The sequence below is a fragment of the Cloacibacterium sp. TD35 genome, assembly GCF_028864635.1.
Taxonomy (GTDB): Bacteria; Bacteroidota; Bacteroidia; order Flavobacteriales; family Weeksellaceae; genus Cloacibacterium.
Map to the genome: position 1 here is coordinate 1,388,791 of NZ_CP104850.1, position 24,596 is coordinate 1,413,386.

25 protein-coding genes and 3 tRNA genes are annotated in these 24,596 nt (G+C 32.9%); 9 read left to right on the forward strand and 19 right to left on the reverse strand.

Going from position 1 to position 24,596, the window contains the following annotated elements; genetic code table 11:
* Window positions 1-14 precede the first annotated feature (14 nt).
* The 16 genes from N7277_RS06455 to dapA all read right to left on the reverse strand — a co-directional run bounded on the left by N7277_RS06455 (window position 15) and on the right by dapA (window position 15,815).
* A complete protein-coding gene (locus N7277_RS06455; RefSeq protein WP_274778765.1) occupies window positions 15-989 on the reverse strand; it encodes a cytochrome b/b6 domain-containing protein in 975 nt (324 codons plus the stop codon).
* Window positions 990-1,069: 80 nt separating this feature from the next.
* Complete coding sequence (locus N7277_RS06460) at window positions 1,070-1,462, reverse strand: hypothetical protein (RefSeq protein WP_274778766.1); 393 nt, start codon at window positions 1,460-1,462, stop codon at window positions 1,070-1,072.
* An 89-nt stretch (window positions 1,463-1,551) separates the two neighbouring features.
* Window positions 1,552-2,649, reverse strand: a complete 1,098-nt coding sequence (locus N7277_RS06465; protein ID WP_274778767.1) for a VIT1/CCC1 transporter family protein — start codon at window positions 2,647-2,649, stop codon at window positions 1,552-1,554.
* A 10-nt stretch (window positions 2,650-2,659) separates the two neighbouring features.
* On the reverse strand, window positions 2,660-3,958 hold the full coding sequence (locus tag N7277_RS06470) for a DUF3570 domain-containing protein (RefSeq protein WP_274778768.1): 1,299 nt from the start codon (window positions 3,956-3,958) through the stop codon (window positions 2,660-2,662).
* Between the two features lie 30 nt (window positions 3,959-3,988).
* Window positions 3,989-4,207: a DUF4266 domain-containing protein gene (locus tag N7277_RS06475; RefSeq protein ID WP_274778769.1), complete on the reverse strand. Its 219-nt coding sequence runs from the start codon at window positions 4,205-4,207 to the stop codon at window positions 3,989-3,991.
* Window positions 4,208-4,209: 2 nt separating this feature from the next.
* Window positions 4,210-5,130 (reverse strand): FAD:protein FMN transferase, encoded by a 921-nt coding sequence (locus N7277_RS06480; RefSeq protein WP_274778770.1) that lies wholly within the window; start codon window positions 5,128-5,130, stop codon window positions 4,210-4,212.
* A 1-nt stretch (window position 5,131) separates the two neighbouring features.
* Window positions 5,132-5,575: a thioredoxin family protein gene (locus tag N7277_RS06485; RefSeq protein WP_274778771.1), complete on the reverse strand. Its 444-nt coding sequence runs from the start codon at window positions 5,573-5,575 to the stop codon at window positions 5,132-5,134.
* Between the two features lie 66 nt (window positions 5,576-5,641).
* Window positions 5,642-6,775: an efflux RND transporter periplasmic adaptor subunit gene (locus tag N7277_RS06490; RefSeq protein WP_274778772.1), complete on the reverse strand. Its 1,134-nt coding sequence runs from the start codon at window positions 6,773-6,775 to the stop codon at window positions 5,642-5,644.
* A gap of 49 nt (window positions 6,776-6,824) precedes the next feature.
* Entirely contained in the window at window positions 6,825-7,391 is a 567-nt protein-coding gene (locus N7277_RS06495) for a cytochrome b/b6 domain-containing protein (protein WP_274778773.1), read from the reverse strand.
* A gap of 7 nt (window positions 7,392-7,398) precedes the next feature.
* Entirely contained in the window at window positions 7,399-8,619 is a 1,221-nt protein-coding gene (locus N7277_RS11960) for a TolC family protein (protein ID WP_446715100.1), read from the reverse strand.
* A gap of 12 nt (window positions 8,620-8,631) precedes the next feature.
* Window positions 8,632-11,802, reverse strand: coding sequence for an efflux RND transporter permease subunit (locus tag N7277_RS06500; RefSeq protein WP_446715101.1), 3,171 nt, complete (start codon window positions 11,800-11,802; stop codon window positions 8,632-8,634).
* Between the two features lie 72 nt (window positions 11,803-11,874).
* The gene (locus N7277_RS06505; protein ID WP_274778774.1) at window positions 11,875-12,264 is read right to left on the reverse strand and encodes a hypothetical protein; all 390 of its coding nucleotides are present in this window, start codon (window positions 12,262-12,264) and stop codon (window positions 11,875-11,877) included.
* Between the two features lie 69 nt (window positions 12,265-12,333).
* On the reverse strand, window positions 12,334-12,822 hold the full coding sequence (locus N7277_RS06510; protein WP_274778775.1) for a GNAT family N-acetyltransferase: 489 nt from the start codon (window positions 12,820-12,822) through the stop codon (window positions 12,334-12,336).
* Window positions 12,819-13,883 carry a M48 family metallopeptidase gene (locus N7277_RS06515; RefSeq protein WP_274778776.1) on the reverse strand — a complete coding sequence of 355 codons (1,065 nt, stop codon included), beginning with the start codon at window positions 13,881-13,883 and terminating at the stop codon, window positions 12,819-12,821. Before N7277_RS06515 ends, N7277_RS06510 begins: the two co-directional genes overlap by 4 nt.
* Window positions 13,884-14,846 (reverse strand): YjgN family protein, encoded by a 963-nt coding sequence (locus N7277_RS06520; protein WP_274778777.1) that lies wholly within the window; start codon window positions 14,844-14,846, stop codon window positions 13,884-13,886.
* A 96-nt stretch (window positions 14,847-14,942) separates the two neighbouring features.
* Window positions 14,943-15,815: a 4-hydroxy-tetrahydrodipicolinate synthase gene (gene dapA / locus N7277_RS06525; RefSeq protein WP_104793359.1), complete on the reverse strand. Its 873-nt coding sequence runs from the start codon at window positions 15,813-15,815 to the stop codon at window positions 14,943-14,945.
* A 160-nt stretch (window positions 15,816-15,975) separates the two neighbouring features.
* Between dapA and N7277_RS06530 the strand changes: the two genes are divergently transcribed.
* Genes N7277_RS06530 through recO form a run of 4 tightly spaced genes read left to right on the forward strand, consistent with a single transcriptional unit; the run spans window position 15,976 to window position 20,605 of the window.
* Window positions 15,976-16,725, forward strand: coding sequence for a 5'-nucleotidase C-terminal domain-containing protein (locus N7277_RS06530; RefSeq protein WP_274778778.1), 750 nt, complete (start codon window positions 15,976-15,978; stop codon window positions 16,723-16,725).
* The gene (locus N7277_RS06535; RefSeq protein ID WP_274778779.1) at window positions 16,725-17,675 is read left to right on the forward strand and encodes a bifunctional metallophosphatase/5'-nucleotidase; all 951 of its coding nucleotides are present in this window, start codon (window positions 16,725-16,727) and stop codon (window positions 17,673-17,675) included. Before N7277_RS06530 ends, N7277_RS06535 begins: the two co-directional genes overlap by 1 nt.
* Before the next feature lie 9 nt (window positions 17,676-17,684).
* Window positions 17,685-19,922 (forward strand): type IX secretion system anionic LPS delivery protein PorZ, encoded by a 2,238-nt coding sequence (gene porZ / locus N7277_RS06540; RefSeq protein WP_274778780.1) that lies wholly within the window; start codon window positions 17,685-17,687, stop codon window positions 19,920-19,922.
* Window positions 19,922-20,605 (forward strand): DNA repair protein RecO, encoded by a 684-nt coding sequence (gene recO, locus N7277_RS06545; protein WP_274778781.1) that lies wholly within the window; start codon window positions 19,922-19,924, stop codon window positions 20,603-20,605. The genes porZ and recO overlap by 1 nt, the downstream gene beginning before the upstream one ends.
* 33 nt (window positions 20,606-20,638) lie before the next feature.
* On the opposite strand, the gene N7277_RS06550 is transcribed toward recO, so the two are convergent.
* Window positions 20,639-21,376, reverse strand: coding sequence for a hypothetical protein (locus N7277_RS06550; protein WP_274778782.1), 738 nt, complete (start codon window positions 21,374-21,376; stop codon window positions 20,639-20,641).
* A gap of 75 nt (window positions 21,377-21,451) precedes the next feature.
* On the opposite strand from N7277_RS06550, the gene N7277_RS06555 reads away from it, so the two are divergent.
* Window positions 21,452-21,883 carry an RNA-binding S4 domain-containing protein gene (locus tag N7277_RS06555; protein ID WP_274778783.1) on the forward strand — a complete coding sequence of 144 codons (432 nt, stop codon included), beginning with the start codon at window positions 21,452-21,454 and terminating at the stop codon, window positions 21,881-21,883.
* On the opposite strand, the gene N7277_RS06560 is transcribed toward N7277_RS06555, so the two are convergent.
* The gene (locus N7277_RS06560; protein WP_274778784.1) at window positions 21,861-22,382 is read right to left on the reverse strand and encodes a shikimate kinase; all 522 of its coding nucleotides are present in this window, start codon (window positions 22,380-22,382) and stop codon (window positions 21,861-21,863) included. The genes N7277_RS06555 and N7277_RS06560 overlap by 23 nt on opposite strands.
* Window positions 22,383-22,471: 89 nt before the next feature.
* Here N7277_RS06560 and N7277_RS06565 point away from each other — a divergent pair.
* The 3 genes from N7277_RS06565 (at window position 22,472) to N7277_RS06575 (ending at window position 22,775) form a co-directional block, all read left to right on the forward strand.
* Window positions 22,472-22,544 (forward strand) — tRNA-Lys (locus N7277_RS06565).
* 32 nt (window positions 22,545-22,576) lie between these two features.
* Window positions 22,577-22,659 (forward strand) — tRNA-Leu (locus N7277_RS06570).
* Between the two features lie 43 nt (window positions 22,660-22,702).
* Window positions 22,703-22,775: transfer RNA gene (locus tag N7277_RS06575), tRNA-Lys, on the forward strand.
* 89 nt (window positions 22,776-22,864) lie between these two features.
* Here the strand turns inward: N7277_RS06575 and panC are convergent.
* Window positions 22,865-23,704 (reverse strand): pantoate--beta-alanine ligase, encoded by an 840-nt coding sequence (panC, locus tag N7277_RS06580; protein ID WP_274778785.1) that lies wholly within the window; start codon window positions 23,702-23,704, stop codon window positions 22,865-22,867.
* A gap of 112 nt (window positions 23,705-23,816) precedes the next feature.
* On the opposite strand from panC, the gene N7277_RS06585 reads away from it, so the two are divergent.
* A complete protein-coding gene (locus N7277_RS06585; protein ID WP_274778786.1) occupies window positions 23,817-24,587 on the forward strand; it encodes a glycogen/starch synthase in 771 nt (256 codons plus the stop codon).
* The last annotated feature ends 9 nt before the right edge of the window (window positions 24,588-24,596 follow it).

Below are 24,596 nucleotides of genomic sequence, written 5' to 3' on the forward strand. Positions count from 1 at the left end.
ATTATCTTTTAAAATTAATCATCATCTTCATCATAATCATGATGTTCTCTTTTTTCATGATGATGTTTAGAATGTTCTTCATGTTCATAATATTCACGCTCATCATTATTGTTTTCGGTGTAATATGGTGAGTTTTGTGCATAACTCTGAACGGAATTAGTTTCAGTATTCACAGTGTTATTAGTCTCTGTCTGTCTACTGCTAGACGCCGAACTGGTTCCATCTACATTGCTTCTGTTTTTAGTTAATTTCACAATGAGATTCATTGGTGATTTTTCAGAATTTTTGTCAGGATAGAGCAACGATTCCCATTCATCTTCTTCCTCATTTTCTCTTTCATTACCTCTTTCATTTACAGGTAGACCGAAGGCAAGGTAGAATAAAATCATAGGTACGCCTAACCAAACAATAGAGAAGATTTTGTGAAAAGCATTCGTTTTAGCAGCTTCTGCTTGTACGTTTTTATATCCAGTGAAAATAGATCCCAAAGTCCCTGTTTTTCTGTGAAAAATAGTGTCTGCAAATATTCCTGCTAGATGAGCAAATACAAGAATTAAGAATAATTTGGCACCAATTTCGTGGCTTTCTTCTACCATTTCTTCGGTGAAAGTAAATCCTAAAAAATGTGCTGATTCTGTAGCCCATAAATAACCTGTAAACGCTGTGAAAATTCCTAAAAACATCATAGAAAACATGACTAAAGATGCTAGAGGATTATGTCCCACATACGTGTGGTTTTTAGAGAAATAATTTTTAATGAAATCTATTTGTTGAGAAACTCCCATCGGGAAATCCTTGAAATTAGAATATTTTGGACCAATAATTCCATAAAGAATTCTGAAAAATAAAATTCCACCAACTAATGCTCCAAAAGCATAGTGGTAATTCATTTGCCATTCATTTTCGCCGGTGATATAGGCTACGGTAAATCCTATGGCTAAAAGCCAGTGCGAGATTCTGGTCGTCAAAGACCAAGTTTTTGTTTTCATTTTCTTAAATTTTAATGTAATAGGAATGTGAGATGTATCTTTTTCTTTTGAAAAAGATAAAGTTGATGTAAATCAAAGAATTACATTAAAATTTCTGGAGGTTGAAAAATTGAGTATTGAAACTCAGAAATGAAGTCATTTTTATAAATGAAAAATTTATTATTTTCTGTAAATAAGCGCTTGGGGGTTTCAATTTTTAAATCACTGAGAGATTCTACCACAAAAACGATGGTAGAAAAATTAGTGAAATCTATTTGTTTGAAAGGAAGTTTCTGATCTTGAGCATAATCATTATCCATAACATTTCCACTGAAATAGTGGTGGTTAAGAAAATTAACCAATGAAAATTCACCATTTTCTATCCTATGTTTTACAATATGCTCTACCAAAGTAGGCAATTTGAAAACTTGTCTAAACTCTTGAAAAGAAAATAGATAAACAGAAATGAATAATATGGAAATAAATTTTTTCAACTCAGTATTTTAGATACAAAAATTAGGCTAAAGTTAAATTTTATCAAAAATAAAGTGATTCATTTTCACTTTAGCCATTAATTTTATGATTATCCTATAACGGAAACGCCAATTAATTTACCGATTCCGAAAGTGATTGCTGCAGCCAATAATCCGAAAATAACTTGTCTGAAACCTGAATACCAAATGCTCTTTCCTGTGAACAGCGTAATTGCAGATCCTATTAAAAATAAGCCAATCGAACTTGATATAGCACTTGCAATAATTGCTGGAGTTCCTCCTAAAAAGAAAAACGGGAAAAGTGGTAAAATTGCTCCAATTGCAAATAATACAAAAGAAGAAATCGCTGCTTCCATAGCAGACCCTTTTAGTTCTTCGGAGTTGATTCCTAATTCTTCTTTTACCAAAAATTGATGTGCAGAATTTTTGTCATTCATGAGTTCTGTTGCCATTTGTGCTGCTTGATCAGCTGGAATTCCTTTCGCTCTGTAAATCAATTCTATTTCTTTTAATTCTCCTTCAGGGTTTACTTCTAATTCGTCCATTTCCAGAGACATTTGGTTTTCGTATAATTCTTTGGAACTCTGTACCGAAATCCATTCTCCTAATGCCATGGAAAGCGAACCAGCCAAAAGCCCAGCTAAACCTGCAAGTAGTACTTCTTTTTGTCCGCTACTTGCTCCTGCAACTCCCATAATTAATGAAAAGTTAGAAATTAACCCATCATTTCCCCCTAAAACAGCTGCCCTAAGTGCGTTTCCGCCAACAGAACGGTGTCTTTTTTCAAAACGAGAAAGAGCATTTCCGCCTATTTTATGATTATTTTCAAGAATATTTTCAAGAATTTTCACATGGGCAGTATCCGAAATAGAAGCTTGCGTTTGGGTATTGACTCTGGCTTTTCCGATAGAGCTTGATAGTGATTTTTCGGTATCCATTAAAACACCTAAAACATAATCATAACCTAAAATTCCTCCAATTTTTTTAAGAATTTTTGCTCTGGTAGAAGGCTCTGGCATGTCTTTTTCAGTCAGTCCTACTTTCTGTAAAAATGCTACTGCATGAGATTTTTCGATTGCAGACATTTGTAAAAAAATTTCTTTTACGTTTGGGTCTTCTTCTTTCTCTGCTAATAAACCGTACAGAAAAGAGGCATCTACTTCGGTTTGGATGTTTTTTAAGTTCATTTTGTGATGGTTATTTAAAGGTTATAGCAAATGTAAGATTATGTGCTGACAATCCCTCACTTCTTTTATAAAAACTATACCTAAAATCTACACTTTTAAAAATCTTAGATTCTAAAGGTAAATAATGAAGATTTAACCCAATGTTTTGGCTATTAAAACTAGATAAATCATAGTCTGAAGAATAATATTTTTCGCCATGATTGTGCTGTCCATAAGGTTTAAAATAATCATTGCTGGTCTGATGATGATATCTGTAAAAAGGACTTAATGAAACAAATGGCGAAATTTTTATCGGGATTTCTAATTGTGCAGTATGTGCTTTGATTCCCCAATCATCAAAGAAATAACGATAATATGTTCTGAAAATGAATGTTTCGCCCAAGAAATAATTAAGTCTCATTCCTAATGGGATTTTCATTCTTTGCATAGGCAATTTTTCGCTGGAGACAGTATTATTGGTAAAATATACTCTGTTGTATGGAATAGAAAGCAAACCATCTTGAAATGCAAAATCTGCCAACAATGAAACTTGTAACCTTGGATTGATGATTTGAGAATAGGCAAAATTTACACTATAAGAATTTTTGTTCCAAAGTTTATAATTATCATCATTTCCTTCATGCTCATCATCGTCAGATTTTTTGTTGTTTACTCCTGTAGTAACAGGTCTAAGTTCTACAGGCAAAATTTCTAGTCTTTGGTCAAAAAATGCCATTGCTTTTACGCTGAACTCAGCATTATTATCTTGAGATGCTTTTACAAAAGAAAGTTCACCACCAATGGATTGATAGTCAAACTCTCGGGAAAAGTATGCTCCAATTCCATAAGTAGTATTTCGTTCTAAATTTTTAGCAAAATAATTAATAGAAGGATAAATTCTCCAACCTACAAATTTAGATGAAGCACCAGTAACGCTGCTAGTTCCTGTAGAGGCGGCAGTTCTGGCACTTATTTTTCCATTGTATAAATTGGTAGGGGAACCATCTGGAACATTATTTATCAATTTGGTAGAAGCAGAAGTGTGATGGTCTACTGCAACGGCAACGTCTAGTCTATGTTCATATTTCTGACTGTTTTTAAGCAATCTTACCTGTATAGAATTAGAAATATTGGTCAAAGCTTCATCACCTTTTCCTCCACCAATAGAAGAGTGGTCACCTTCTTGAGTGTAATATCCTGATACAAAGTTAATTTCGTCAATTTTTAGTTTTCTCGCTTCGTAAAGTGAGTCTTTTTCTTGTGCTTTCGATTTTCCGAAGAAACCAAACGTGATGGCTAGTAAAAATACGGATACTATGCTTTTTTTCATCGTTAATGCTTGTATTGATTCATATTTTACTTAGTTGCAACCGCAACCGCCACCGTTTTTCCCACCATCTGCACCAGAAGCTGCTTCTCTGTACAAAAGAAAATTATTTTCTGTTTTAGCAGATTTTTTGGTAGAAAGTTGCATTTCACTATCGTTCACATAGTTTTTTTCGTATTCTTTTACAGATACGCAGTTTTGCACCATTATCGAGACGAAGAATAGTGCGAAAAATACTTTAAAATAGTTCATTTTTATATGATTTTGATGTTTTCTGAGTAATAAATATTGTTATCATCATCTATGATGATGCATTCTATATCTTTCATTTGATTAATCAAAGAAAGTCCAGCTTTTATGCCCATAATCGAAATAGGTGTTGCGAAAGCATCAGAAATTTCTGCGTTTGGACTAATCACTGTTACGCTTTTAATTCCGTGAATAGGAAATCCTGTTTTTGGGTCTATGGTATGCGAATATTTTTTGCCATCAATCATCACGAACTTTTCGTAATTTCCAGATGTTGCGATGGCTAAATCTGTTACTTCAAGCGTAGAAAATGGCATTCCCGAAAAATCAGGATGCGCAATTCCTATGGTCCAAGATTTTCCGTTTTCGGGGACTCCCCAACAAGATAAATCTCCTGAAGCATTGATAATTCCTGCTTTTACGCCAAGACTTTTTAGTAGATTTTTGGCTTTTTCTGCAGCATAGCCTTTTCCGATGCCCCCAAAACCAATTCTTATTCCTTTGTTTTTGAGAAAAACGGTTGTGTTTTCTGGATTGAGTTCGATATTTCTATAATCAATTAAAGCGATGCTTTTTCTAGCCAAATCTTCATCAGGGAGTGATGTCATTTCGGTATCAAAATTCCAAAAACGTTTATCAATAGAGCCGTAAGTAATATCAAAAGCTCCCTGAGTAATTTCAGAAATTTTCTTCGACCTTGCGATAATCGAAAAAGTTTCATCACTCACTTTTACAGGTTTTATTCCTGCATTTTCATTGATGAGATTGGTTTCGCTGGTAGATTGATAAGTAGAGAGTAATGCTTCTATTCTAGAAATTTCTTCTACCGCTTTTTTTAGAAAAAAATCTGCTTCTGCATCTGTTTTGGCTTCTACAGTAATTTCAAACCGATTTCCCATCAAAAGCTGGGTCAGTTTTTTTTGCATGCTATTTACCAGTAGATTGATTAATTTCTTGAATCATCGTATTTACAGTCGCATTGTCAAAACCTTCCCAAGTTTTTAGAATTTTGCCATTAGCATTCAATAAGACCATTTTAGGAAAAACGCCTTGTTTATTGTAAATGTCTGCTAATTCTTTATTTCTTGTGATGATATTGGCACTTAATTTCCCTTTTTTTCTAGGGAAATCTGCTTCTACATAGACCAGGTTTTTAGAAATATACTCTTGGAAAACAGGGTCATCAATCACTTTTTTTTGCAACTTAATACATGGAATGCACCAGTCTGAGCCTGAAAATTTGAGTAGAATACTTCTGTTTTCTTGTTGAGCAGCGTCTTTAATTTGTTGAAACTTGCTGAATTTTTCTTGTGAAAAAACGAATAGGCTGAAGAGTAGTAATATGCTAAATATTACCTTTTTAGTTCTCATTTATTTAACTTTTTAATTGTAACGTTGTTAATTGTGTAATTATTATAAAAATGTTTTAGAAAATATTTATTCTTCTACATTTTTAAGTCCCATCAATAGATAATAAGCTCCTTTCGTTACAAATTTCTTGTTTTTAGCCTTTTCGTCAAGGTTCAAAATTTCTGTTCTACCATTTTCCGAATTTCCTATGGTTACAGGAAACATTTTATAGTTTTTTGGTTGTACTTCTTCAAAAATATATTGTTTGCTTTCCCAAGTTACCACGGCATCATCTGGAACAGTATTGCCTGTTTCAGTTTTAGTTTCTACTTCTGCATTCATGTATGTTCCAGGGATTAAACTTTTGTCATATTCCATAAAATGACAATGAATGATTACAGATTTGTCTGGTTGAAAATCTCTACCAATTAAAATAATATTTGCGGCGTATTTTTTCTGTGGATTTTGGTTGGTATAGGCAAAAACTCTTTGGTTTAAAGCAATTTTATTCAAATCTTTTTCAAAGACCTTTAGAGCAAGATGAATATCTCCTGTGTTTACTACATCAAAAAGTCTTTCTGTAGGCGAAACATATTGTCCCATTTTCACATTTACACTAGAAATATAACCAGAAACTGGCGATGTAACTGCTACACTTCTTTTGATGTTTCCAGCGTTCAGATTATTCGGATTTATTCCAAGAGCTCTCAATTTTTCAGCCATTCCTCTCATCAAAATATTTTGATTTTGAGCTTCAGTTTGGGCGAGTTGCATCGCTTTATCTGATGCAGCTTTGCTTTGATTTAATTCACTTTGTCTAGAGTAATCTTTCTGTGCGTAACCTAAATTAGATTTTGCCAAAAGATAATCTTGCTGTAACTGAACAATCTGTGGATCTTCTAAAACAGCCAAAGTTTCACCTTTATCTACGTGCATTCCTGGCATATGACGAATAAAACGCACATAACCGCCACTTGGTGCAGAAACGCTTGCTAAATTCTGAGGCGGAACATCTACAGCTCCGTTGAGGATTATTTTTGCTGAAATATCTTCGTATCCTAAATTTCCTATTTCTATACCCGCATTTTTAATTTGAGTATCGTTTAGTGTAATTTGGTTTTCAGCAGGTACTACTTCAAATTCTTCTTTGGCAGTTTCTTCTTTTTTGCCACAAGAAAAGAGTAGAAGCGTCATCGTTATAATTGAAATTATTTTTTTCATTTTTGATTCATTTTTGCTTAAAAAATTAAAACTTACAGTTGATTAAGGATTATTCTCCTCCAATCATTTTAGAAACAATTCCTTTTTTGTTGGTCAATTCTGCAACTGTAATCCCTACAAAGTGAATAACGATGAATGCAGGCATCCAATAAATGGCTAGTTTGTGAATTTCTTCGGCTTTTTCTAAAATATTTTCTCCAGCTAATTCAAATTTTAACATCATACCTGTTGCAGCTTCTACCGCCACTAAAATGTAGAAAATAAAATAAATAGTCCCTTGGAATTTTTCTTTTCCAGAAGCCGTTTTAGAAAAAGGATTAGGGAATTTAATGCCTTTTACCAGCATATAAATTATCCTTAAAACAAAAGCAAAAACCAATATATAAGCAAAGTTAACGTGCCACTCAAACATTGGATTGATTATGGATTTTGCAATAGCACGAACGCTTTCTTCTGGTAATGCTAAACCTTTAGCGGTAAGTTCGTTATTGATAGCAGCAGAAATGGTTTTTCTGCCCATCCAATACATTCTTAAAAATCCAGTGGCTAATAATACGAACATTGAAATTGCGATAACCCAATGTATTATTCTATGTGTTGCGGTAAATTTTTTCATCTTTTAATTAATTATCGCTTTTCAGCGCGTTGATTTCTATAATAATGTCATTGAGTTCTTTTAATCGATCCGTGTATTTGTTTTCAATTTCAAATGCTTGATTCACTAAAAGAGTCCATTCTAAATAATTGATTTCTCCGTTATAATACTGGTTATTGGCAGTTTTTAAGATGCTTTCGCTGTTTGCCAAACCTGTTTTCTGATAGTATGAAATCTCATTCGTTAGTTTTTGATAAAGATTAAAGTTCTGTGTGTATTGATTTTTCAGTTTTAATGAACCTAGCTGATAATTATTTTCAGCGATTTGTTGGTTGATTTTCTGCGCTTCAATCACTGATTTTTGTGCAGAATTGAAAACAGGTAAACCTATTCCTACCATTCCAGAGTGAAATCTTGCCGAACGCTCATAGAATTTATCATCTGCACCAGTTCCGTACATAGACATATTGTTGTATCCAATGTTAAAACTAGGAGTAAGCTTAGATTTTTCAGCCAAAAGTTTAGCGTTTTGAATGTTTTTTTCTTGCTCCAATTGTTTTAAAATAATTGGATTTCCTGAGAAATTTTCGCTAAGATTGTTAATGTCTAAAACAGCATATTTTTCTTTATCATTTTGGTAAAAAGTTCCATCATTGATGAGGAAATTAAATTTCTGCAAAGAAATTTCTCTGTCTTTTTCAAGTGCATTGAGTTGTAATTCTGCTTGACTTCTCAAGTTTTCGGCAGTCGCTTTTTCTAAGAGATTGCTTTCTCCTTTTTTCAGTCTGAGTTCTGCTCTTTTGTAATATTGAGAAAAGATGCTGTCTGCTTTTGTGAGCAGTTTTTTCTTCTCGTCTAGATATTTTAACTCATTGTAAATCAAAGAAATTTCTTTTTTGATTTGCCACTTATGAACATCTAATTGTAACATAGAATTTTTATATTCTTCTGCTAAAACTTTCTTCTGACTGTTGTAAAATTTTGGTAATCTAATTGTTTGAGAAACCGAAAATTTATTGTCAACATAAGCTGAATTCATTTGCCCGATTTCTCCAGATATCATCAATGGGTCAATAACTGTAGCAGAACGTTGCATTTTTTCTTGGTATTGTACCTTTAATGTTCCGTCTTTGATGGCTAGGTTATTGTTCAGAGCTTTATTGATGGCACTTTCTAACGAAATAGGAGTTTGTGAAAATCCTATTCCAAAAATTAGAAAAGTGAATATTTTTAAAAATTTTTCTTTCATGTGATACTTTTTTTAAAGTTGATAACCATCTTCGTCATCACTTATTTCGTGTAGATTTCTACGAGTATCTGGGAAGTGTTTTTCGAACCAAATGTACATTACTGGCAATAAATAGAGTGTAAGGTAAGTGGCTAATAATAAACCACCAATTACAACTGTAGCGAGAGGTCTCTGAACTTCTGCACCTTCACCTGTAGAAATTGCCATTGGCAAGAATCCTAAAGATGCTACAAATGCAGTCATTAAAACAGGTCTTAATCTGGTTCTACCACCTATAATCACTGCAGTTTTTAAATCTGGCTGTATTGTTTTTTGGCGGTTAAATTCCGAAATAAGAACAATACCATTTAAAACCGCAACCCCAAATAATGCTATGAAACCTACTCCTGCAGAAATACTGAAATTCATATCTCTTAACCAGAGCGAGAGGATTCCTCCAATCGCGGAAAGCGGAATAGCAGAGAAGATGAGCAATCCGTATTTTACTGAATTAAATGCAAAATACAGCATCAATAAAATTAATAATAAACTCACCGGAACGGCTATTGCTAAACGGGATTTCGCTTGTTGAAGATTTTCAAAAGTTCCACCATATTTTATGGAATAACCAGCAGGAAGTTTCAATTGTTTTTCTACATTTTGTTGTAAATCTTCTACCGTAGACTGTATATCTCGGTTTCTTACATTAAAACCAACGATGATTCTTCGCTGAGCATTTTCACGCTGAATTTGGTTGATACTTTCTTTAAGGTCTACATCAGCTACTGTACTGAGCGGAATTTCGATTCCAGAAGGGGTAGAAATGAGTAAGTTGTTTACATCATCTACATTTTTTCTTTGGTTTCCGTCTAAACGAACCACCAAATCAAATTTCTTTTCTCCTTCGAATACAGAGCCTGTAGCTTGTCCTGCAAAAGCGGTATTTACGATATTGTTGACATCACTTACATTAAGTCCAAACTGTGACATGGCTTCACGTTTGTAAGTAATCACAATCTGTGGCATTCCTGAAACGGGTTCTACATAAATGTTTTGTGCGCCCTGTATTTTTTTAGAAATCTTACCTAGTTTTTCTGCATAAACTTTTAAGGTATCTAGATTTTCTCCATAAATTTTACAAACTACGTCTTGTCTCGCTCCAGTCATTAATTCATTAAATCTCATTGCAACAGGATATTGGAAAGAGTAGGTCACGCCAATCATATTTTTTTTCAGTTCGGCAGACATTTTTTCGGAGAGTTCATCATAGGTTGTAGCAGAAGTCCATTCAGCACGAGGTTTTAAGATAATCATCATATCACTCGCGTCAATTGGCATAGGGTCGGTTGGGATTTCGGAGCTCCCTGTTTTTCCTACAATTTTCTCTATTTCTGGGAATTTTTTCAACAAGATCTGTTGAGATTTCATCACCGCTTCTGTAGAGGTTTTCAGATTACTACCTGGTAAAACTCTGGTGTCTACTGCGAAATCTCCTTCAGGAAGACTAGGAATAAATTCTCCTCCAAGTCTAGTCATTATAAAGATGGCAAAGAAAAATACTGAAACAATCCCGAAGAATATTAAATTAGGAATTTTTAAAACTCTTTCTAATGATTTATCGTAGTTTTTCTCAATTTTTTCAATCATTTTATCCGAAATGGTCTTCTTATTGTCAATTTTTTTAGACAAGACAAGAGAGCTCATCATCGGGATATAGGTTAAAGAAAGAATAAATGCTCCCAATAATGCAAAAATTACGGTTTGCGCCATCGGAATAAACATTTTACCTTCTACACCTTCTAAAGTGAGAATCGGTAAGTAAACGATAAGAATAATAATTTGTCCAAACACCGCAGAATTCATCATTTTGCTGGAAGAAGTATAGACTTCGTCATCCATCATGGTTTGAGAAATGCTTTGGTTTTGATAGACTTTCAAGTGTTGTAATCTATGCAAAACCGCTTCTACAATGATGACGGCTCCATCCACAATTAACCCGAAATCTAGTGCACCTAGACTCATTAAATTTCCTGAAACTCCAAAAATGTTCATCATAATGATGGCAAAAAGCATGGAGAGCGGAATAACAGAAGCTACCAAAAATCCAGCACGCAGATTTCCTAGGAATAATACCAATACGAAAACAACAATTAATGCTCCTTCTAAAAGGTTTTTTTCTACCGTTCCTATCGCATTATTAACCATTTTGGTTCGGTCTAAGAATGCATCGATTTTTACGCCTTCTGGTAATGTTTTTTGAATTTCTTCTATTCTTGTTTTTACTTTTTTAATGACTTCGTTTGAGTTTTCTCCTTTCATCATCATCACCACGGCTCCTGCAACTTCTCCTTTTCCATTGTAGGTCATCGCGCCGTATCTGATGGCTTTTCCGTATTGTACGGTTCCAATGTTTTTAATAAGAATTGGAGTTCCGTCTTCTAAATTTTTAACTACAGTGTTCTCAATATCTGTAATTTTACCCATTAATCCTTCAGTTCTGATAAAAAGAACACTCGGACCTTTTTCTATATAAGCGCCGCCAGTATTTTGATTGTTTTTTTGTAATGCATCAAAAACTTCGTTCATGGTTACGCCCATAGATTTCAGTTGAGAAGGATTTACGGCAACTTCATATTGTTTTAAATCTCCGCCGAAACTCGCTACATCTGCAACTCCTTCTGTCCCTAATAATTGTCTACGAACAATCCAATCTTGAATGGTTCTGAGTTGCATCGCATTGTAACGGTGTTCATAGCCTTTTTTCGGGCGAACTACATATTGATAAATTTCTCCTAAACCTGTAGAAATGGGTGCCATAGAAGGCGTTCCTAAACTGGTAGGAATGTCTTTAGAAACCTGCTGTAGTCTTTCTGCAACTTGTTGACGTGCCCAATGTAAATCTACTTCATCATTAAAAACAATGGTAATTACAGAAAGTCCGAAACGCGAAAAACTACGCATTTGTTTAATTCCTGCAATATTATTGTTGGCTTGTTCTAGCGGAAAAGTAATGAATCTTTCTACATCTGGTGCTCCCAAACTCGGAGAGACTGTAATAATCTGTACCTGATTATCTGTAATATCAGGAACAGCATCTATAGGTAATTTTCTTACCTCAAATATTCCATAAATGATTAAACCAAGCGTGAATAAAGTGATAATCAGTTTATTCTTGATGGAAAATTCTATTATTTTGTTAAGCATTTTAATTTAATTTATAGAGTGAAACGTCTCAAAACCATATAGTAATAGTAATGAGTTTTCTATACAAATAAATTAAATCAGCTCTGGCGGTTGAAAAAATGAAAGTAAATGTGGATTGATAAAACTTTCAGAGTAATGAAAGTTTTGGTTTTTTTCTTCAAAAATGTTTCTGTTTTGAGTTAAATTTAGCTCAAAAGATTTTGGTAGGTCTTGGATTGCAAAGCTGACTGAAGAAATTTCATGAGCTTTAAAAGGCAGTTTCATGTCTTTTTCATAGTCACTGTCTTTTTGGCTACCACTTAAATAATGAAGAGCGATAAACCCGATAACGCTTAGGTCTTTATTATGGGCTTTGTGTTCCTTATAATGTTCGATTAATGCAGGGATTTTCAATACTTCTTTTGCCTCTGTAAAACTAAAGAGGTAAATTGTTAAAAGAAATATTGAAAAAAATCTTTTCATCTGAATTTTTCACAAAGTTAGTGAAAAAATCAATAGAGAGTATCTATTATATGTTAAAGATATGATAATTTATGCATTCCATTCCATCAGGTAATCGTCCATCACGAAGCCATTTCCAATGTCAAAGACGCCTTCTTCATAGACTTTGAAGCCTTGTGAAAGGTAAAAATGATAAGATGGATTTTCCTTATTGACATTAAGAATAATTCTTTGGTCGCCTACTTCTAGAATTTGATTTTTAAGAAACTGAATAGCTTCTTTTCCTAGACCTTTTCCTTTTCCATCTTCGGTAATGTAGATTCTATGGAGTTTAGTAGTGTTTTGTTCGTAATGATTTTCGAAGCCCATGATTCCATAGAAATTTTCTTCATTACCCAAAAGATAGTAATGATAATTGGGATTATTGAATTGACTGGTGATTTCTTCTTCAGAATACATTAAATCCAGCATGAAATCTATTTGTTCATGGGAAATAATTCCCGGATAATGACTTCTCCAAGATTTTTGCGCTAAATCTTGAATTAAAGGAATGTCTTTTATGGTGGCTTTTGTGATCATTTTTTGAGTTCGGTAAAAAGTTGTTCTAATTCTTGATGCGGAATTGAGGTATATTCGTTTTGATGAATTAATTTTTTGGCAAAATTTATTCTGTCATTCGTGATAGGATGAGTAGAAAGAATTTTAGGGATTTCTAGACCTTCTTTCTCTTTTAAGATAGAGAACAGTTCTTCTAAACCTTTAGGATTGATTTTATTTTTTCTGAGAATCTGATAACTTCCTGCATCAGAAGATTCTTCAAAATCTCTAGAATAAGATAGATTATTCAATTGATTGGCATTATCTGCAATGGTATACATAATTCCGTTTACATCGCCAGTTACAGCAGAAACTATAATGTAGCCAGAAATGGCTCTCGAAAGAATTTTGATGCTGTGTCTTTCTTTCACGTGAGTAGCTTCGTGGCCAAGAAGCGCAGCTAATTGCTCATAATTAGATATTTTATCTAAAATTCCTGAATGTACCAAGATGGTTCCGTTTGGCAAAGCATAAGCGTTTACTTCACTATCATTTACTACTTTGAACGTCAGTTTTCTAGAAGTTTCAAAATCGATATTTGAAGCAAATTCTTGAAGGATTCTTGATTTTTTTTGGTCAATTTCAAGAATACTTTCCATCTGGTTGTATTGAGAATCTCCTATCTTATTGTCAAATTCTACAGGCGTGATTTCGGTAACACGCTCACTCATCCAAGGAATCACAAAAACATAAAATAAAGCAATCGCTGCAACTACTGTAACGGTGGCAATTGCATAAAATTTAAATCCTAAATCTAGAATGTTTTGGTACCATGAAATGTTTCGAGATTTTTTAGCAGATTGGTAAATAAGATTGATAATGTAAGGATTGTCTATTCTTAAACTTTCTGCGTGATTCTCTTTTTTGGTAATGTAGAGCGTATCGCTATTTTTTTCAAAAGAAACTTCCTCGAAATTCCAATTGAGCTTTCGATTATTGAAGTAAAAAGAAATTTTTTTTTCGGGCCATATTTCTAACTCTACGTCATAGGGTTTAGAAGTATGGCCGTCAAAATATTTACCATATGCTTTAGTAAAACTCATTTAGATTACTCCGCTTAAATCCATTACATCTAATGCTTCGTCTCCGAAAGCGTTTTTGTATTCTGCTTCAGTCTGTTGAATCGCATCTAAATCGATATCGCCATAAATCTGAAGTTTGGAAAACATAGTAGTTAAAGTTCTCACTTCTGTAAAAGCATAACCTAATCCTAACGTGAAAACAATAATAATTAAATTGATGATTAATAATTCAAAAATATCTCCTGCACTAAGGTGAGATTTGAATTTAACCTTTTTGTCATGATGATGAAGACTTAAATGGTCAAAATAAAAGTTAATGATGTCTCTTTGGAACCAAAAACTGTAAATTCCTAGCGTAATATAGGTTAAAATTACTCCTTTTAAATTGAGGAAAAAATAATCATCACCATTTGCATGATGTTTAAATGATGCGCTCCCAAATTTCACATTACTCAAGGTGTAATTTCTAAGGTGAATTGTCATCCAAGAGCTATAAATCCCGAACGTAAGTATGGTCAAAAATAAATCTCTGAAATACATTTTTACCAAAGTGCTTCTGTCTCCTCTGTAACCGAATCTTATTCCTCTCCATGAAGTTCTAGACATTCTATATCTGTAAAATCCGTGAATAGCAAAAGGGATAATTCCTAAAATAAATGCATAGAATAAAAGAAGAATTATCGCAGAAAGTGCCGCGTTTTGTGATTGTGCAGCAAATAAAAATGCTAAATACAGGAATAAAAACATTCCAAATACTTTAATAAAACCTACGAACATTTCTTTTCCTGTTCCAGAAAATTGAAATCTGTCATTTTCTAAGTAAGTGTTCGCGTACAAATATTTTAGGGTTCTTTCTTTTGCCCAAGGATAATATAATCCCAAAGTAATAACAGTCAATAGCCAGTTGATAACAACTACGCCAAAAAATTCGCTGCCTTTTCCTCTGAAAGAAGAAGAGTAGTTTCTCATGTCAGTTTTCTCCATAAAAGTTTTCTTAGTTTATATAGTTATGATTGTTTTTTTATAAAAGTTGAGACGCGAAAAATCGCGCCTCAATATAGTAAAAAATTGGTTTTCTGATTAAATTTTTGCCATTTCTGCTTTTATTTTGGCTTGTAAGCCTTCAGAAGCAACAACTAGAGGCAGTCTTAAGTAGTTTTTGATAATTCCTTTCTCTGCTAAAACGGTTTTAATTCCGCAAGGATTTCCTTCAGCAAAAATAAGTCTGGTAATTTCTACCAATTTGTTGTGAATTTCATAAGCTTCTTTTACTTTTCCTTCGAAAGCAAGTTGTACCATTGTAGAAAATTCCTTAGGATAACCTTGTCCAATTACAGAAATTACACCATCTCCACCAGCTAAAGTTACTGGAAGCGTATATTCATCATCTCCAGAAACTAAAGAGAAATTTGCGGGTTTTTTTCTTAAAATATCAAAATATTGTAAGATGTTTGGTGCTGCTTCTTTAATCATAAAAAGATTAGGGAACTCATTTGCTAAACGCAATGTGGTAGAAGCCTCTATGTTTTGACCAGTTCTTCCCGGAACGTTATAAATAATAATTTGTTTTCCTGTAGAAGCCAGCATTTTGTAATGCTGATAAAGTCCTTCTTGGTTTGGTTTGTTATAGTAAGGAGATACTGATAGAACTGCATCAAAATCAGTTAAATCTGCTTCTTCAATTTGTTTTTTAACTTCTAGAGTGTTGTTTCCACCGATTCCTAAAACCAATGGTAAACGTTTATTATTAATCTTTATAACGTGTTTTATAACTTCTTGTTTTTCTGCTGCAGAAAGAGTAGCAGCTTCTGCTGTGGTTCCTAGAACTACTAAATAATTGGTGCCATTTTCGATGTTGTATTCTACTAATCTCGTTAGCGAATCAAAATCTACTGATAAATCTTCGTTGAAAGGTGTTACTAATGCTACACCTACTCCTTTTAAGTTACTCATTGTTAAATTGTGTTATAAAAATTAATTTGTTCAAAATTAGTGAAAATCTTTAAATTTTAGGTTTTTATAAGTAAGAAATTTTTGGAATAAAATAATTGTGAAGTCTCATAATATCATAACTCATAATCAATTATATTTGCATTACAATTTTTATAAAATCATGAAAAATAAAATTTGGTTGTTGGCCATCGTTGCACTTACTGCTTCTGCTTGCAGAACACCGCTTCAAGTGGCTCAAGTTCAACCGCAGAAAAATACTTCTATTACTTCTGAAATTGCAGAAAATCAGAATTTCGTATCCGTTATTGCTCCTTACAAAGTAGAGTTGGAGAAAAAAATGAATTCTAAAATTTCGTACACTTCTGTAGACCTTAATAAATCGGGTGACAATTCTAATTTAGGGAACCTTTTAGCAGATTTTACTTATGATGGAGCAGAAGAATGGGGCGAAAAAAATAATATTGACATAGATGCTGCAGTAATTAACATCGGTGGAATTCGTTCTACGATTGGTGCAGGAGATATTTTGACCAAACATGTTTTCGAAGTAATGCCTTTTGAAAATGAAGTGGTAATCGTAAAAATGAAAGGGAGTGATTTAAGAGGTTTATTTCAATATTATATAGAAACACAGAAAAATAACCCCGTTTCTCATCTTTACATAGAAACAGAAAACGGTAAAATTAATCAAGCCTTAATCGATGGCGAAAACGTGGAAGATGATAAGGTGTATTACATCGCTACATCTGATTATCTTGCTTTAGGTGGTGATAATATGAAATTTTTCAGCAAAGGAGAACTCATTTCTACAGGAATTAAATTAAGAGATTTATTTTTAGAATATTTCAAGAAAAATCCAGAAGTAAAAGCTAATACAGACATTCGTTTAAATTTTAAAGGAAAAAACTAATGAACAGAAAAGAATTTTTAAGAACAATAGGAGGTGGAACATTAGCACTTTCTTTAGCGCCTAATTTAGTTTTTGCCAGTCAAAAAAACATTCTTGATAAAAATGCGGCATATAAATTGACCGTTTTGCATACCAATGACCAACACAGTAGAATAGAACCGTTTGATTCTAGCTACTCTAGAAATCCTAATCAAGGAGGTTTTGCAAGACGTGCTACCTTAATTCAGCAGATTAGAAGCCAAGAAAAAAACGTTCTTTTGTTGGATGCAGGAGATATTTTTCAAGGAACGCCATATTTTAATTTTTATGGAGGTGAACTAGAGTTTAAATTAATGTCTATGATGGGGTATGATGGGGCAACGATGGGAAATCATGATTTTGACAATGGTTTAGAAGGTTTCTTGAAGGCTTTGCCGAATGCTAAATTCCCTTTTATCACTTCTAATTACGATTTCAGCAATACCATTCTTGACGGGAAAACCGAAAAATATAAAATCTTCAAAAAAGATGGAATTAAAGTTGGTCTTTTCGGCGTAGGAATAGAATTAGATGGTTTGGTGGGCAAGAAGCAATATCAGGAAACTAAATATTTGGATCCAGTAGAAATAGCACAGCAGTATGCAGATTTTCTGAGAAAAGAAAAAGGTTGTGATTTGATAATTTGTCTATCGCATATAGGTTTTGATTATAGAGATGATGCTGATAAAATTTCTGACAAAAAATTAGCGGTTCAGACTGATAATATTGATTTAATATTAGGAGGTCATACCCATACTTTTTTAAAAGAACCATTAAGTTTCACTAATAAAAGTGGCAAAAACGTTTTGGTGAATCAAGTAGGTTGGGCTGGGTTGCTTTTAGGAAGAATAGATTTTTATTTTGACAAAAATAAGAGCTTACAAAATATTTCTTGGAACAATCAAGTTATAGATGAAAGCATTATTGGTTAAAAATTATAGATGAAAAAAAATATATTCATTTTTTTACTGTTATTATCCTATATTTCTGTTTTTGCGCAAAGCACTAAAAGTAAGTGGAGCGATTTGTTCTCATACAATAATGTGCTTGCTTTCAAAGAAAAAGACGGAAGAATCATTGCGGCTACTGAAAATGGTGTTTTTTATTACAATACCATTTCGGGTGAAATAACCAAACTTTCTAAAGCCAATGGTTTGCACGAAGTGAAAATTTCAGCGTTTGATTATGATGCTGCTACTAACACTGCTATTATAGGTTATAAGTCTGGCAACTTAGATGTGGTAACTACAGATGGTGTAACATATGTAGTAGATATACCGCTCTCGCAAAGTTATACAGGGAGTAAAACGATTAATAATATTTCCATCAATGGAGACAAGGCTGTAATTTCTGTAGGTTATGGTGTTTCTATTTTTAATATTACCAAAAAAGAATTTGGAGATACTTGTTTCTTTTTTAATGGAGCTTCTTATGAAAATGTGTTAGAAGCCACCATAAAAGATAATACCGTTTATGCAATTACAGGAAATAGTCTTAAATATCATCCCATAGATGTAACTTTTTCGGTGTATAGTAATTGGAATTCCGTTACTGGGAATTATACTCAGATAGATTCTAAGTCTATTTTAGCTTTGTCTAATAACAACACGGTGTATTATGGAAATGTAGGAACACTAAACTCTATTCCACAAAATTTCACTAAAATTAAAGACCTTAAAATTACGGATTCACAAATTATTGTTGCAGACCATAGCAAAGTGTATGTATATACCCTTACAGGAACATTACAAAAAACAGTAGATATTGCAGAAGAAGTAAATACTGCTTATGTGATAAGCAATCAAATATATACGGGTACCCAGTTTTCAGGCATTTATGATGAGTCTAAAAACTCTTACAAACCAGATGGACCATATTCTAATATTTCTTACAAAATAAGTTTGTTAGACAATCAATTATGGGTTTCTACAGGGGGAAGAGATGCTTACAATACTCCTTTTTACATGGGTTTAGGGTATTATCATTTTGATGGGAGTAAATGGAATTATCCAAATTATTTCAAAAATTCTAGCTTCGGATGGAATATCCTAGATGTAGCTCCTAATCCTTCTAAACCTACTGAGGTTTTTTTTACTAACTATTCATTTATTTTAGGTGAAAAAGGCATTTATAAAATGGATAATAATGTTTTTATAAAAGCATATAATCAAACGGACTCTAATAATTTCTATAATAGACCAGTAGGTTGTATTTTTGATGAAAACAATCAACTTTTTTGCTCGGTAGGCGCTTTACAAAACCAGAAATATACAGAAGGTGTTTATGTGTATGATAAATCTACTGATCAATTTGTTATTAATTCATTAGTTTCAGCAGGCGGTATTCAGAAGCCGATTGTAAAAGAAGGCAAATTATTTATTCCGTCACCTTACTATAATCCAGGAGGTTTAATTATTTCTGACTATAAAAATACGCCGCTAAGTTTTTCAGATGATAAAACAATAATTATCAATGCAAAAAATGGACTGGCAGCTTCTGGAACAGTTTCAGCAGCTATAGATAAAAATGATGATATTTGGTTAGGAACTAGACTTGGACTTAGAATTTTACCAAATGCGTCTAATGCTGTTAATAACACAGATAACACAGCGGAACCAATTGTCATCACCCAAAACGGAATTCCAGAAGAGCTTTTTAAAGATTTAGTTATTCTTCAAGTAGAAGTAGATTCAGGAAATCAAAAATGGGTGTCTGTAGAAGGAGGAGGCGTTTTTTATCTTAGTTCAAATGGTGAGAATACTATTTCACATTTCACAAAATCTAATTCTCCATTACCAAGTGATGTAGTAACAGATATTAAGGTTGACTCAAAAACAGGTAAGGTTTACTTTGTAACCTTTGATGGTATTGTGGTTTATCAAGGAGATGTAATTGACGTTTCAAGTAATTTTTCTAAGATAAAAGTTTACCCAAATCCAATTGTGACGAGTCAATATAAAGGAAATGTGAAAATCACAGGACTTGCAGAAAAAACCAATATTAGAATTACAGATGCAGCAGGAAACGTGGTGCATCAAGCTATAGCAAGAGGTGGTTTTTATGAATGGAATCTCAATAATCAAAGAGGAATAAGAGTAGCATCGGGAATTTATTTTGTTTTAATGACCAATGAAGATGGAACTGATAAAGCTACCGCTAAAATCGCCGTGGTAAATTAATGGAAAAAAACACAGGATTTTTACTCTCTTATATAAAGTACGGAGATCATGATGCGATTATAAATTGTTATACTCTAGAAAGTGGTTTTCAGTCGTTTTTTATGAGAGGAGTGTATTCTGTCAAAAATAAAAAAAAAGCTTTTCTTTCGCCGCTTAATGAGCTAGAAATTACTTTTTCTACTCATCATGGTAATCTTCCTACAATTAAGAAAGTAGAATTGAGCGAAAAATTACAAGATGAGGTAAATGTTCATCAAAATGCAGTGATTTTTTTTCTGGCTGATTTTCTCAATCAAATTTTAAAAAACGAAAGTCAGCAAATTCCTCTTTATCGAGAAATTAAATTTTTCAAACAGAAGATTTTAGAGAAAAAAATGCACGCACATTATTTTTTTCTGATTAGGATGCTCCTGTTTTTTGGAATATCACCACTAATTTCAGAAGAAAAATTTTTAAACATAGAAAAAGGAATCTTTCAAGAAGAAATCTCACAAAAAGAATTAGGCGAAGAGTTGTCTTCTCTCTGGAAGAAAATTTTAGATGAAGAACTGAATGAAGATTTTTTAGTAGAAAAAAAATACAGAAAACCTCTATTAGATTCTATTTTACAATATTATAAAATACATTTTCCAGAATTTTATTCCCCTAAATCATTACCAGTAATTTTAGAAATATTCGAATAAATACAACCGCCTAATTAGGCGGTTGTATTTTTTTTAGTCATCTGCAGAAGTTCTGGTCTCTGTTTTATATACTTGGAAGTTAAAAACAAAGCTTCTGTTTTTAAAGCTGATGGATGAGAATGCAAAATGCTCATCTCTAGCATAAGCCGCCCTAGAAGGCACAATGATTACTCCTTGTAAATTATAATCAGCATCATCGGGAATTTCACAGCTTTGGAAGTTTTTAATCGCTTCTTGGAAGCCTTCCATTTCATAGAACGTTCTCGTTTTAGTAGTTTTATTATCAGTATTGTATTTGGTTAAAACACTGTTTCTTACATAATAATAAGCGGGATCTATTTCTGGAGTCCCACTGCTTATAATAGTTGTTCTGAAAGGAAATTTTGAATCAAATTTTACGATATTATCACTACCTTTTACTGCTACATAAGTTTGAGTATTATGCATGATTCTGATTTTATCAGTTGCTGCAATCGTTTTCCCGTTAGTAGGAGTATATCTGCTGATATAAACAACACCAGAATTAAGTTTTACAGGACTATATTCAGAAAGAGGTTTTTCATTATCGTCTGTAGTAGAAGTACTGCTAAACGCTACAATATTTCCTCTAGAATCAAAATAATTATCTTTTAAAAATTTTTGAATAGCCTCATCATCATATGCGTTCTGTGTTTCTATACTTACTTCTTGTGTAGTGTTATTATCATCATCATTTTTACATGATGTGATTGCTAAAGAAGCTAAGGCAAGAAACAAAAGTATTTTTTTCATAAGTTTTTTTATCCTTTAGATTTGTTTAATTAAATTGCTCGATATTTTCAATAACTGCAAAAGTATAAATAAATTATGAGAATTGATAAATTTTTATGGAGTATTAGGTTTTACAAAACTAGAAATATCGCAGCCGAAGAGATTAAGAAAAATAGAGTTTCTATAGGAGAAAATACCGTAAAATCTTCCAAAGAAGTAAAAGAGGGAGATGTAATCAAGATAAGAAAGAACCAAATAGACTATAAAATTAAAGTTTTACAAATTCCCAAAAGTAGAATAGGAGCCAAGTTGGTTGCACTTCATGTAGCAGACATGACCGAGAAAGAGCAATATGAATTGCTAAAACTCAGAAAAATGTCTCAGGATTATTATCGTACCAAAGGAGAAGGAAGGCCAACTAAAAAAGACAGAAGAGATATGGATGATTTCTTAGAAACAGACCATGATGAAACTTCTATGACAGAGGAGGATTGGGATTCTTTCTTTAAGGATGTAGCTGAAGAATAGTAGTGATTTCCTCTACTATTTCTTCCGGCGTTTTATGATCGGTATCTACAACGTATTGTGCTTTATTGTAAAAAATATTTCTCTCAAAAAGGTGTTTGGCGATAAATTCTGGTAAATCTTCGTCGCTTATTCTAGCAATAAGAGGTCTTTTTTCTTTTTGTTTAGATAATCTTTGAACCAGCGTGCCAATATTAGCTCTTAGATAAATTGTGATAGAATTATTATTAAGAATTTCCATGTTATTGTAGTAAACGGGAGTGCCACCACCCAAACTGATGATACAGTTTTCTTGTGCAGCAAGTAATTCTTCTAAAGTTTCTTTTTCTGACTTTCTAAAGTAGATTTCACCCTTTTTTTCAAAAATTTCGGGTATTGTCATGTTTTTTTTTCTGGAAATTTCTTTATCAAGGTCAAAAATTTTAAAATTTATTTTTTCTCCCAATAATTTGGAAATGTGAGATTTACCGCTCCCCATGTAGCCTAGAAGTGAAATAATCATAATTTTATTTTGTACAAAGTTCTTAAAAAATTTTGAGAATTTAAAAAAAGGCGTATCTTTGCACCACTTTTTAACAGAGATGTTAAGGAGACCTGGTAGCTCAGCTGGTAGAGCAATACACTTTTAATGTATGGGTCCTGGGTTCGAATCCCAGCCAGGTCACAGTAAATTCCGTAACATTACGGATTTTTTTTGCCTACGTGGTGAAATTGGTAGACACGCCATCTTGAGGGGGTGGTTTCCTAAGGATGTGCTGGTTCGAGTCCAGTCGTAGGCACGAAAGCAAAAATAAAAAACTTAGAAATTTTTATAAATTTCAAGACCTGGTAGCTCAGCTGGTAGAGCAATACACTTTTAATGTATGGGTCCTGGGTTCGAATCCCAGCCAGGTCACAATTTACGAAAGTAAATTTTTTTCATATTAATATTTTGTGATTTGGTGTTTAAAAGCCTTCAAGTTATCTTGAAGGCTTTTTATTTTATTACAAGTGCAGATTATCTATTAGTCTTACTATGTCTGCATATGCTACGATAAATGCTCTGTATTCTTTGTTTTCATCTATAGCATTTGCTTCTTTGAGCGTTTCTTCGTCTGCAATAACGAAATATTCTAAATCAAAATTAGAATGTTTGAAAATATCTTGAACCCTTTGTTTAATCTCTTCTAGAGGAATTAGCCTGAACCATTCTTTTACTTTTATGAGTGTTTCGTAGATGATTGTAGCCTCTTTTCTCTGGGTTTCTGTGAGTCTCATGTTTCTAGAGCTTAGTGCTAATCCATCTTTTTCTCTTAGTGTAGGAATCCCATGGATTTTAATGGGCAGCCTTGTTTTTTCTACCATTTTTTTTATGATAGCCAACTGTTGGTAGTCTTTTTCGCCAAAATAGGCATTGTGTGGTTGTACTTGTCTGAAAAGCTCTTCTACGATGGTTCCTACTCCATCAAAGTGTCCTGGTCTGTATTTGCCTTCCATTTCGTTTTCCAGGCCATCAAAATCGTATTTTTTACTGCTTAATCCATCTGGATACATTTCTTCTACATTGGGAACGTAAACTGCGTCTACACCTTCTTTTTCTAAAAGTTCTAAGTCTTTTTCTAGGGTTTTGGGGTATTTTTGAAAATCATCTGGATTGTTAAACTGGGTAGGGTTTACAAAAATGGAAGAAATAACCTCGTCATTTTCTTTTTTGGCTGCTTTGTAAAGAGAAAGATGACCCTCGTGAAGAGCTCCCATTGTAGGGGCAAAACCTATTTTTTTACCCATTTCTCTCTGTCTTTCAATGTAATCAATCAATGTTTTTTTACTTTTCAGAACTTTCATAAAAATTGTATTTAGGGTAAAGTTATAAAAAATTGTTAATTAAAAGAAATTCGGTTATTTTTTTGTATTTTTGCATAATTAACCGTCTTTGTATAGAGAAGAAAAAAATATTATGCCGAATCAAAAGATTTTATACGTCACCACAGAGATGTTTCCATATCAGGAAGATAGTAATATGGCGATGATGGTGAACAAGATGGCACTGAAGATGCACCAAGAAGGCAATGACGTAAGAGTTTTTATGCCGAGATTTGGATTAATCAGCGAGAGAAAATTTCAGTTGCATGAAGTGATTAGATTATCTGGAATGAATATTATTATCAATGATCTAGACCAGCCTTTAATCATAAAAGTAGCTTCTTTGCCAGGAGAGAGATTGCAAGTTTATTTCATAGATAATGAAGAGTATTTCAAAAGAAAATTATATTATCAAGATGAAGATAATAAACCCTTTGAAGATAATGATGAGCGAGCAATTTTCTTTGCAAGAGGTGTAATAGAAACCATTAAAAAACTGAATTGGGTTCCGGATATTATCCATTTTAATGGATGGATGGCGTCTTTTATCCCTATTTATCTTAAAAATTACTATAAGACAGATTCTTATTTTAACGATACTAAACTTGTACTTTCTGTGTACAATGAAAAAGATTTATCCCTAGGTGACAATATTACTGAAAAATTAAAGTTTGATAATATTGAAAACCTAAAAGCATTAGAAAATCCAACCATCCAAAGTTTTGTAATAGAAAGCATGGATTTGGTAGATACTATTGTAAAAGGAGATGAATTTTTAGAAGAAAAACTAGATAAAGCTTTTGAAGAATCTAAAACCTCTAAAAGCGAATATGTAGACGGAGGCTCTATAAGCGAAATTTACTAATCACAAATC

What these genes read in the sequence shown, in the direction of transcription:
- N7277_RS06455 (WP_274778765.1), bottom strand. Translation starts at nt 989, where the DNA reads ATGAAAACAAAAACTTGGTCTTTGACGACCAGAATCTCGCACTGGCTT.
- N7277_RS06465 (WP_274778767.1), bottom strand. Translation starts at nt 2,649, where the DNA reads ATGAACTTAAAAAACATCCAAACCGAAGTAGATGCCTCTTTTCTGTAC.
- N7277_RS06470 (WP_274778768.1), bottom strand. Translation starts at nt 3,958, where the DNA reads ATGAAAAAAAGCATAGTATCCGTATTTTTACTAGCCATCACGTTTGGT.
- N7277_RS06475 (WP_274778769.1), bottom strand. Translation starts at nt 4,207, where the DNA reads ATGAACTATTTTAAAGTATTTTTCGCACTATTCTTCGTCTCGATAATG.
- N7277_RS06480 (WP_274778770.1), bottom strand. Translation starts at nt 5,130, where the DNA reads ATGCAAAAAAAACTGACCCAGCTTTTGATGGGAAATCGGTTTGAAATT.
- N7277_RS06485 (WP_274778771.1), bottom strand. Translation starts at nt 5,575, where the DNA reads ATGAGAACTAAAAAGGTAATATTTAGCATATTACTACTCTTCAGCCTA.
- N7277_RS06490 (WP_274778772.1), bottom strand. Translation starts at nt 6,775, where the DNA reads ATGAAAAAAATAATTTCAATTATAACGATGACGCTTCTACTCTTTTCT.
- N7277_RS06495 (WP_274778773.1), bottom strand. Translation starts at nt 7,391, where the DNA reads ATGAAAAAATTTACCGCAACACATAGAATAATACATTGGGTTATCGCA.
- N7277_RS11960 (WP_446715100.1), bottom strand. Translation starts at nt 8,619, where the DNA reads ATGAAAGAAAAATTTTTAAAAATATTCACTTTTCTAATTTTTGGAATA.
- N7277_RS06500 (WP_446715101.1), bottom strand. Translation starts at nt 11,802, where the DNA reads ATGCTTAACAAAATAATAGAATTTTCCATCAAGAATAAACTGATTATC.
- N7277_RS06505 (WP_274778774.1), bottom strand. Translation starts at nt 12,264, where the DNA reads ATGAAAAGATTTTTTTCAATATTTCTTTTAACAATTTACCTCTTTAGT.
- N7277_RS06510 (WP_274778775.1), bottom strand. Translation starts at nt 12,822, where the DNA reads ATGATCACAAAAGCCACCATAAAAGACATTCCTTTAATTCAAGATTTA.
- N7277_RS06515 (WP_274778776.1), bottom strand. Translation starts at nt 13,883, where the DNA reads ATGAGTTTTACTAAAGCATATGGTAAATATTTTGACGGCCATACTTCT.
- N7277_RS06520 (WP_274778777.1), bottom strand. Translation starts at nt 14,846, where the DNA reads ATGGAGAAAACTGACATGAGAAACTACTCTTCTTCTTTCAGAGGAAAA.
- dapA (WP_104793359.1), bottom strand. Translation starts at nt 15,815, where the DNA reads ATGAGTAACTTAAAAGGAGTAGGTGTAGCATTAGTAACACCTTTCAAC.
- N7277_RS06530 (WP_274778778.1), top strand. Translation starts at nt 15,976, where the DNA reads ATGAAAAATAAAATTTGGTTGTTGGCCATCGTTGCACTTACTGCTTCT.
- N7277_RS06535 (WP_274778779.1), top strand. Translation starts at nt 16,725, where the DNA reads ATGAACAGAAAAGAATTTTTAAGAACAATAGGAGGTGGAACATTAGCA.
- porZ (WP_274778780.1), top strand. Translation starts at nt 17,685, where the DNA reads ATGAAAAAAAATATATTCATTTTTTTACTGTTATTATCCTATATTTCT.
- recO (WP_274778781.1), top strand. Translation starts at nt 19,922, where the DNA reads ATGGAAAAAAACACAGGATTTTTACTCTCTTATATAAAGTACGGAGAT.
- N7277_RS06550 (WP_274778782.1), bottom strand. Translation starts at nt 21,376, where the DNA reads ATGAAAAAAATACTTTTGTTTCTTGCCTTAGCTTCTTTAGCAATCACA.
- N7277_RS06555 (WP_274778783.1), top strand. Translation starts at nt 21,452, where the DNA reads ATGAGAATTGATAAATTTTTATGGAGTATTAGGTTTTACAAAACTAGA.
- N7277_RS06560 (WP_274778784.1), bottom strand. Translation starts at nt 22,382, where the DNA reads ATGATTATTTCACTTCTAGGCTACATGGGGAGCGGTAAATCTCACATT.
- panC (WP_274778785.1), bottom strand. Translation starts at nt 23,704, where the DNA reads ATGAAAGTTCTGAAAAGTAAAAAAACATTGATTGATTACATTGAAAGA.
- N7277_RS06585 (WP_274778786.1), top strand. Translation starts at nt 23,817, where the DNA reads ATGCCGAATCAAAAGATTTTATACGTCACCACAGAGATGTTTCCATAT.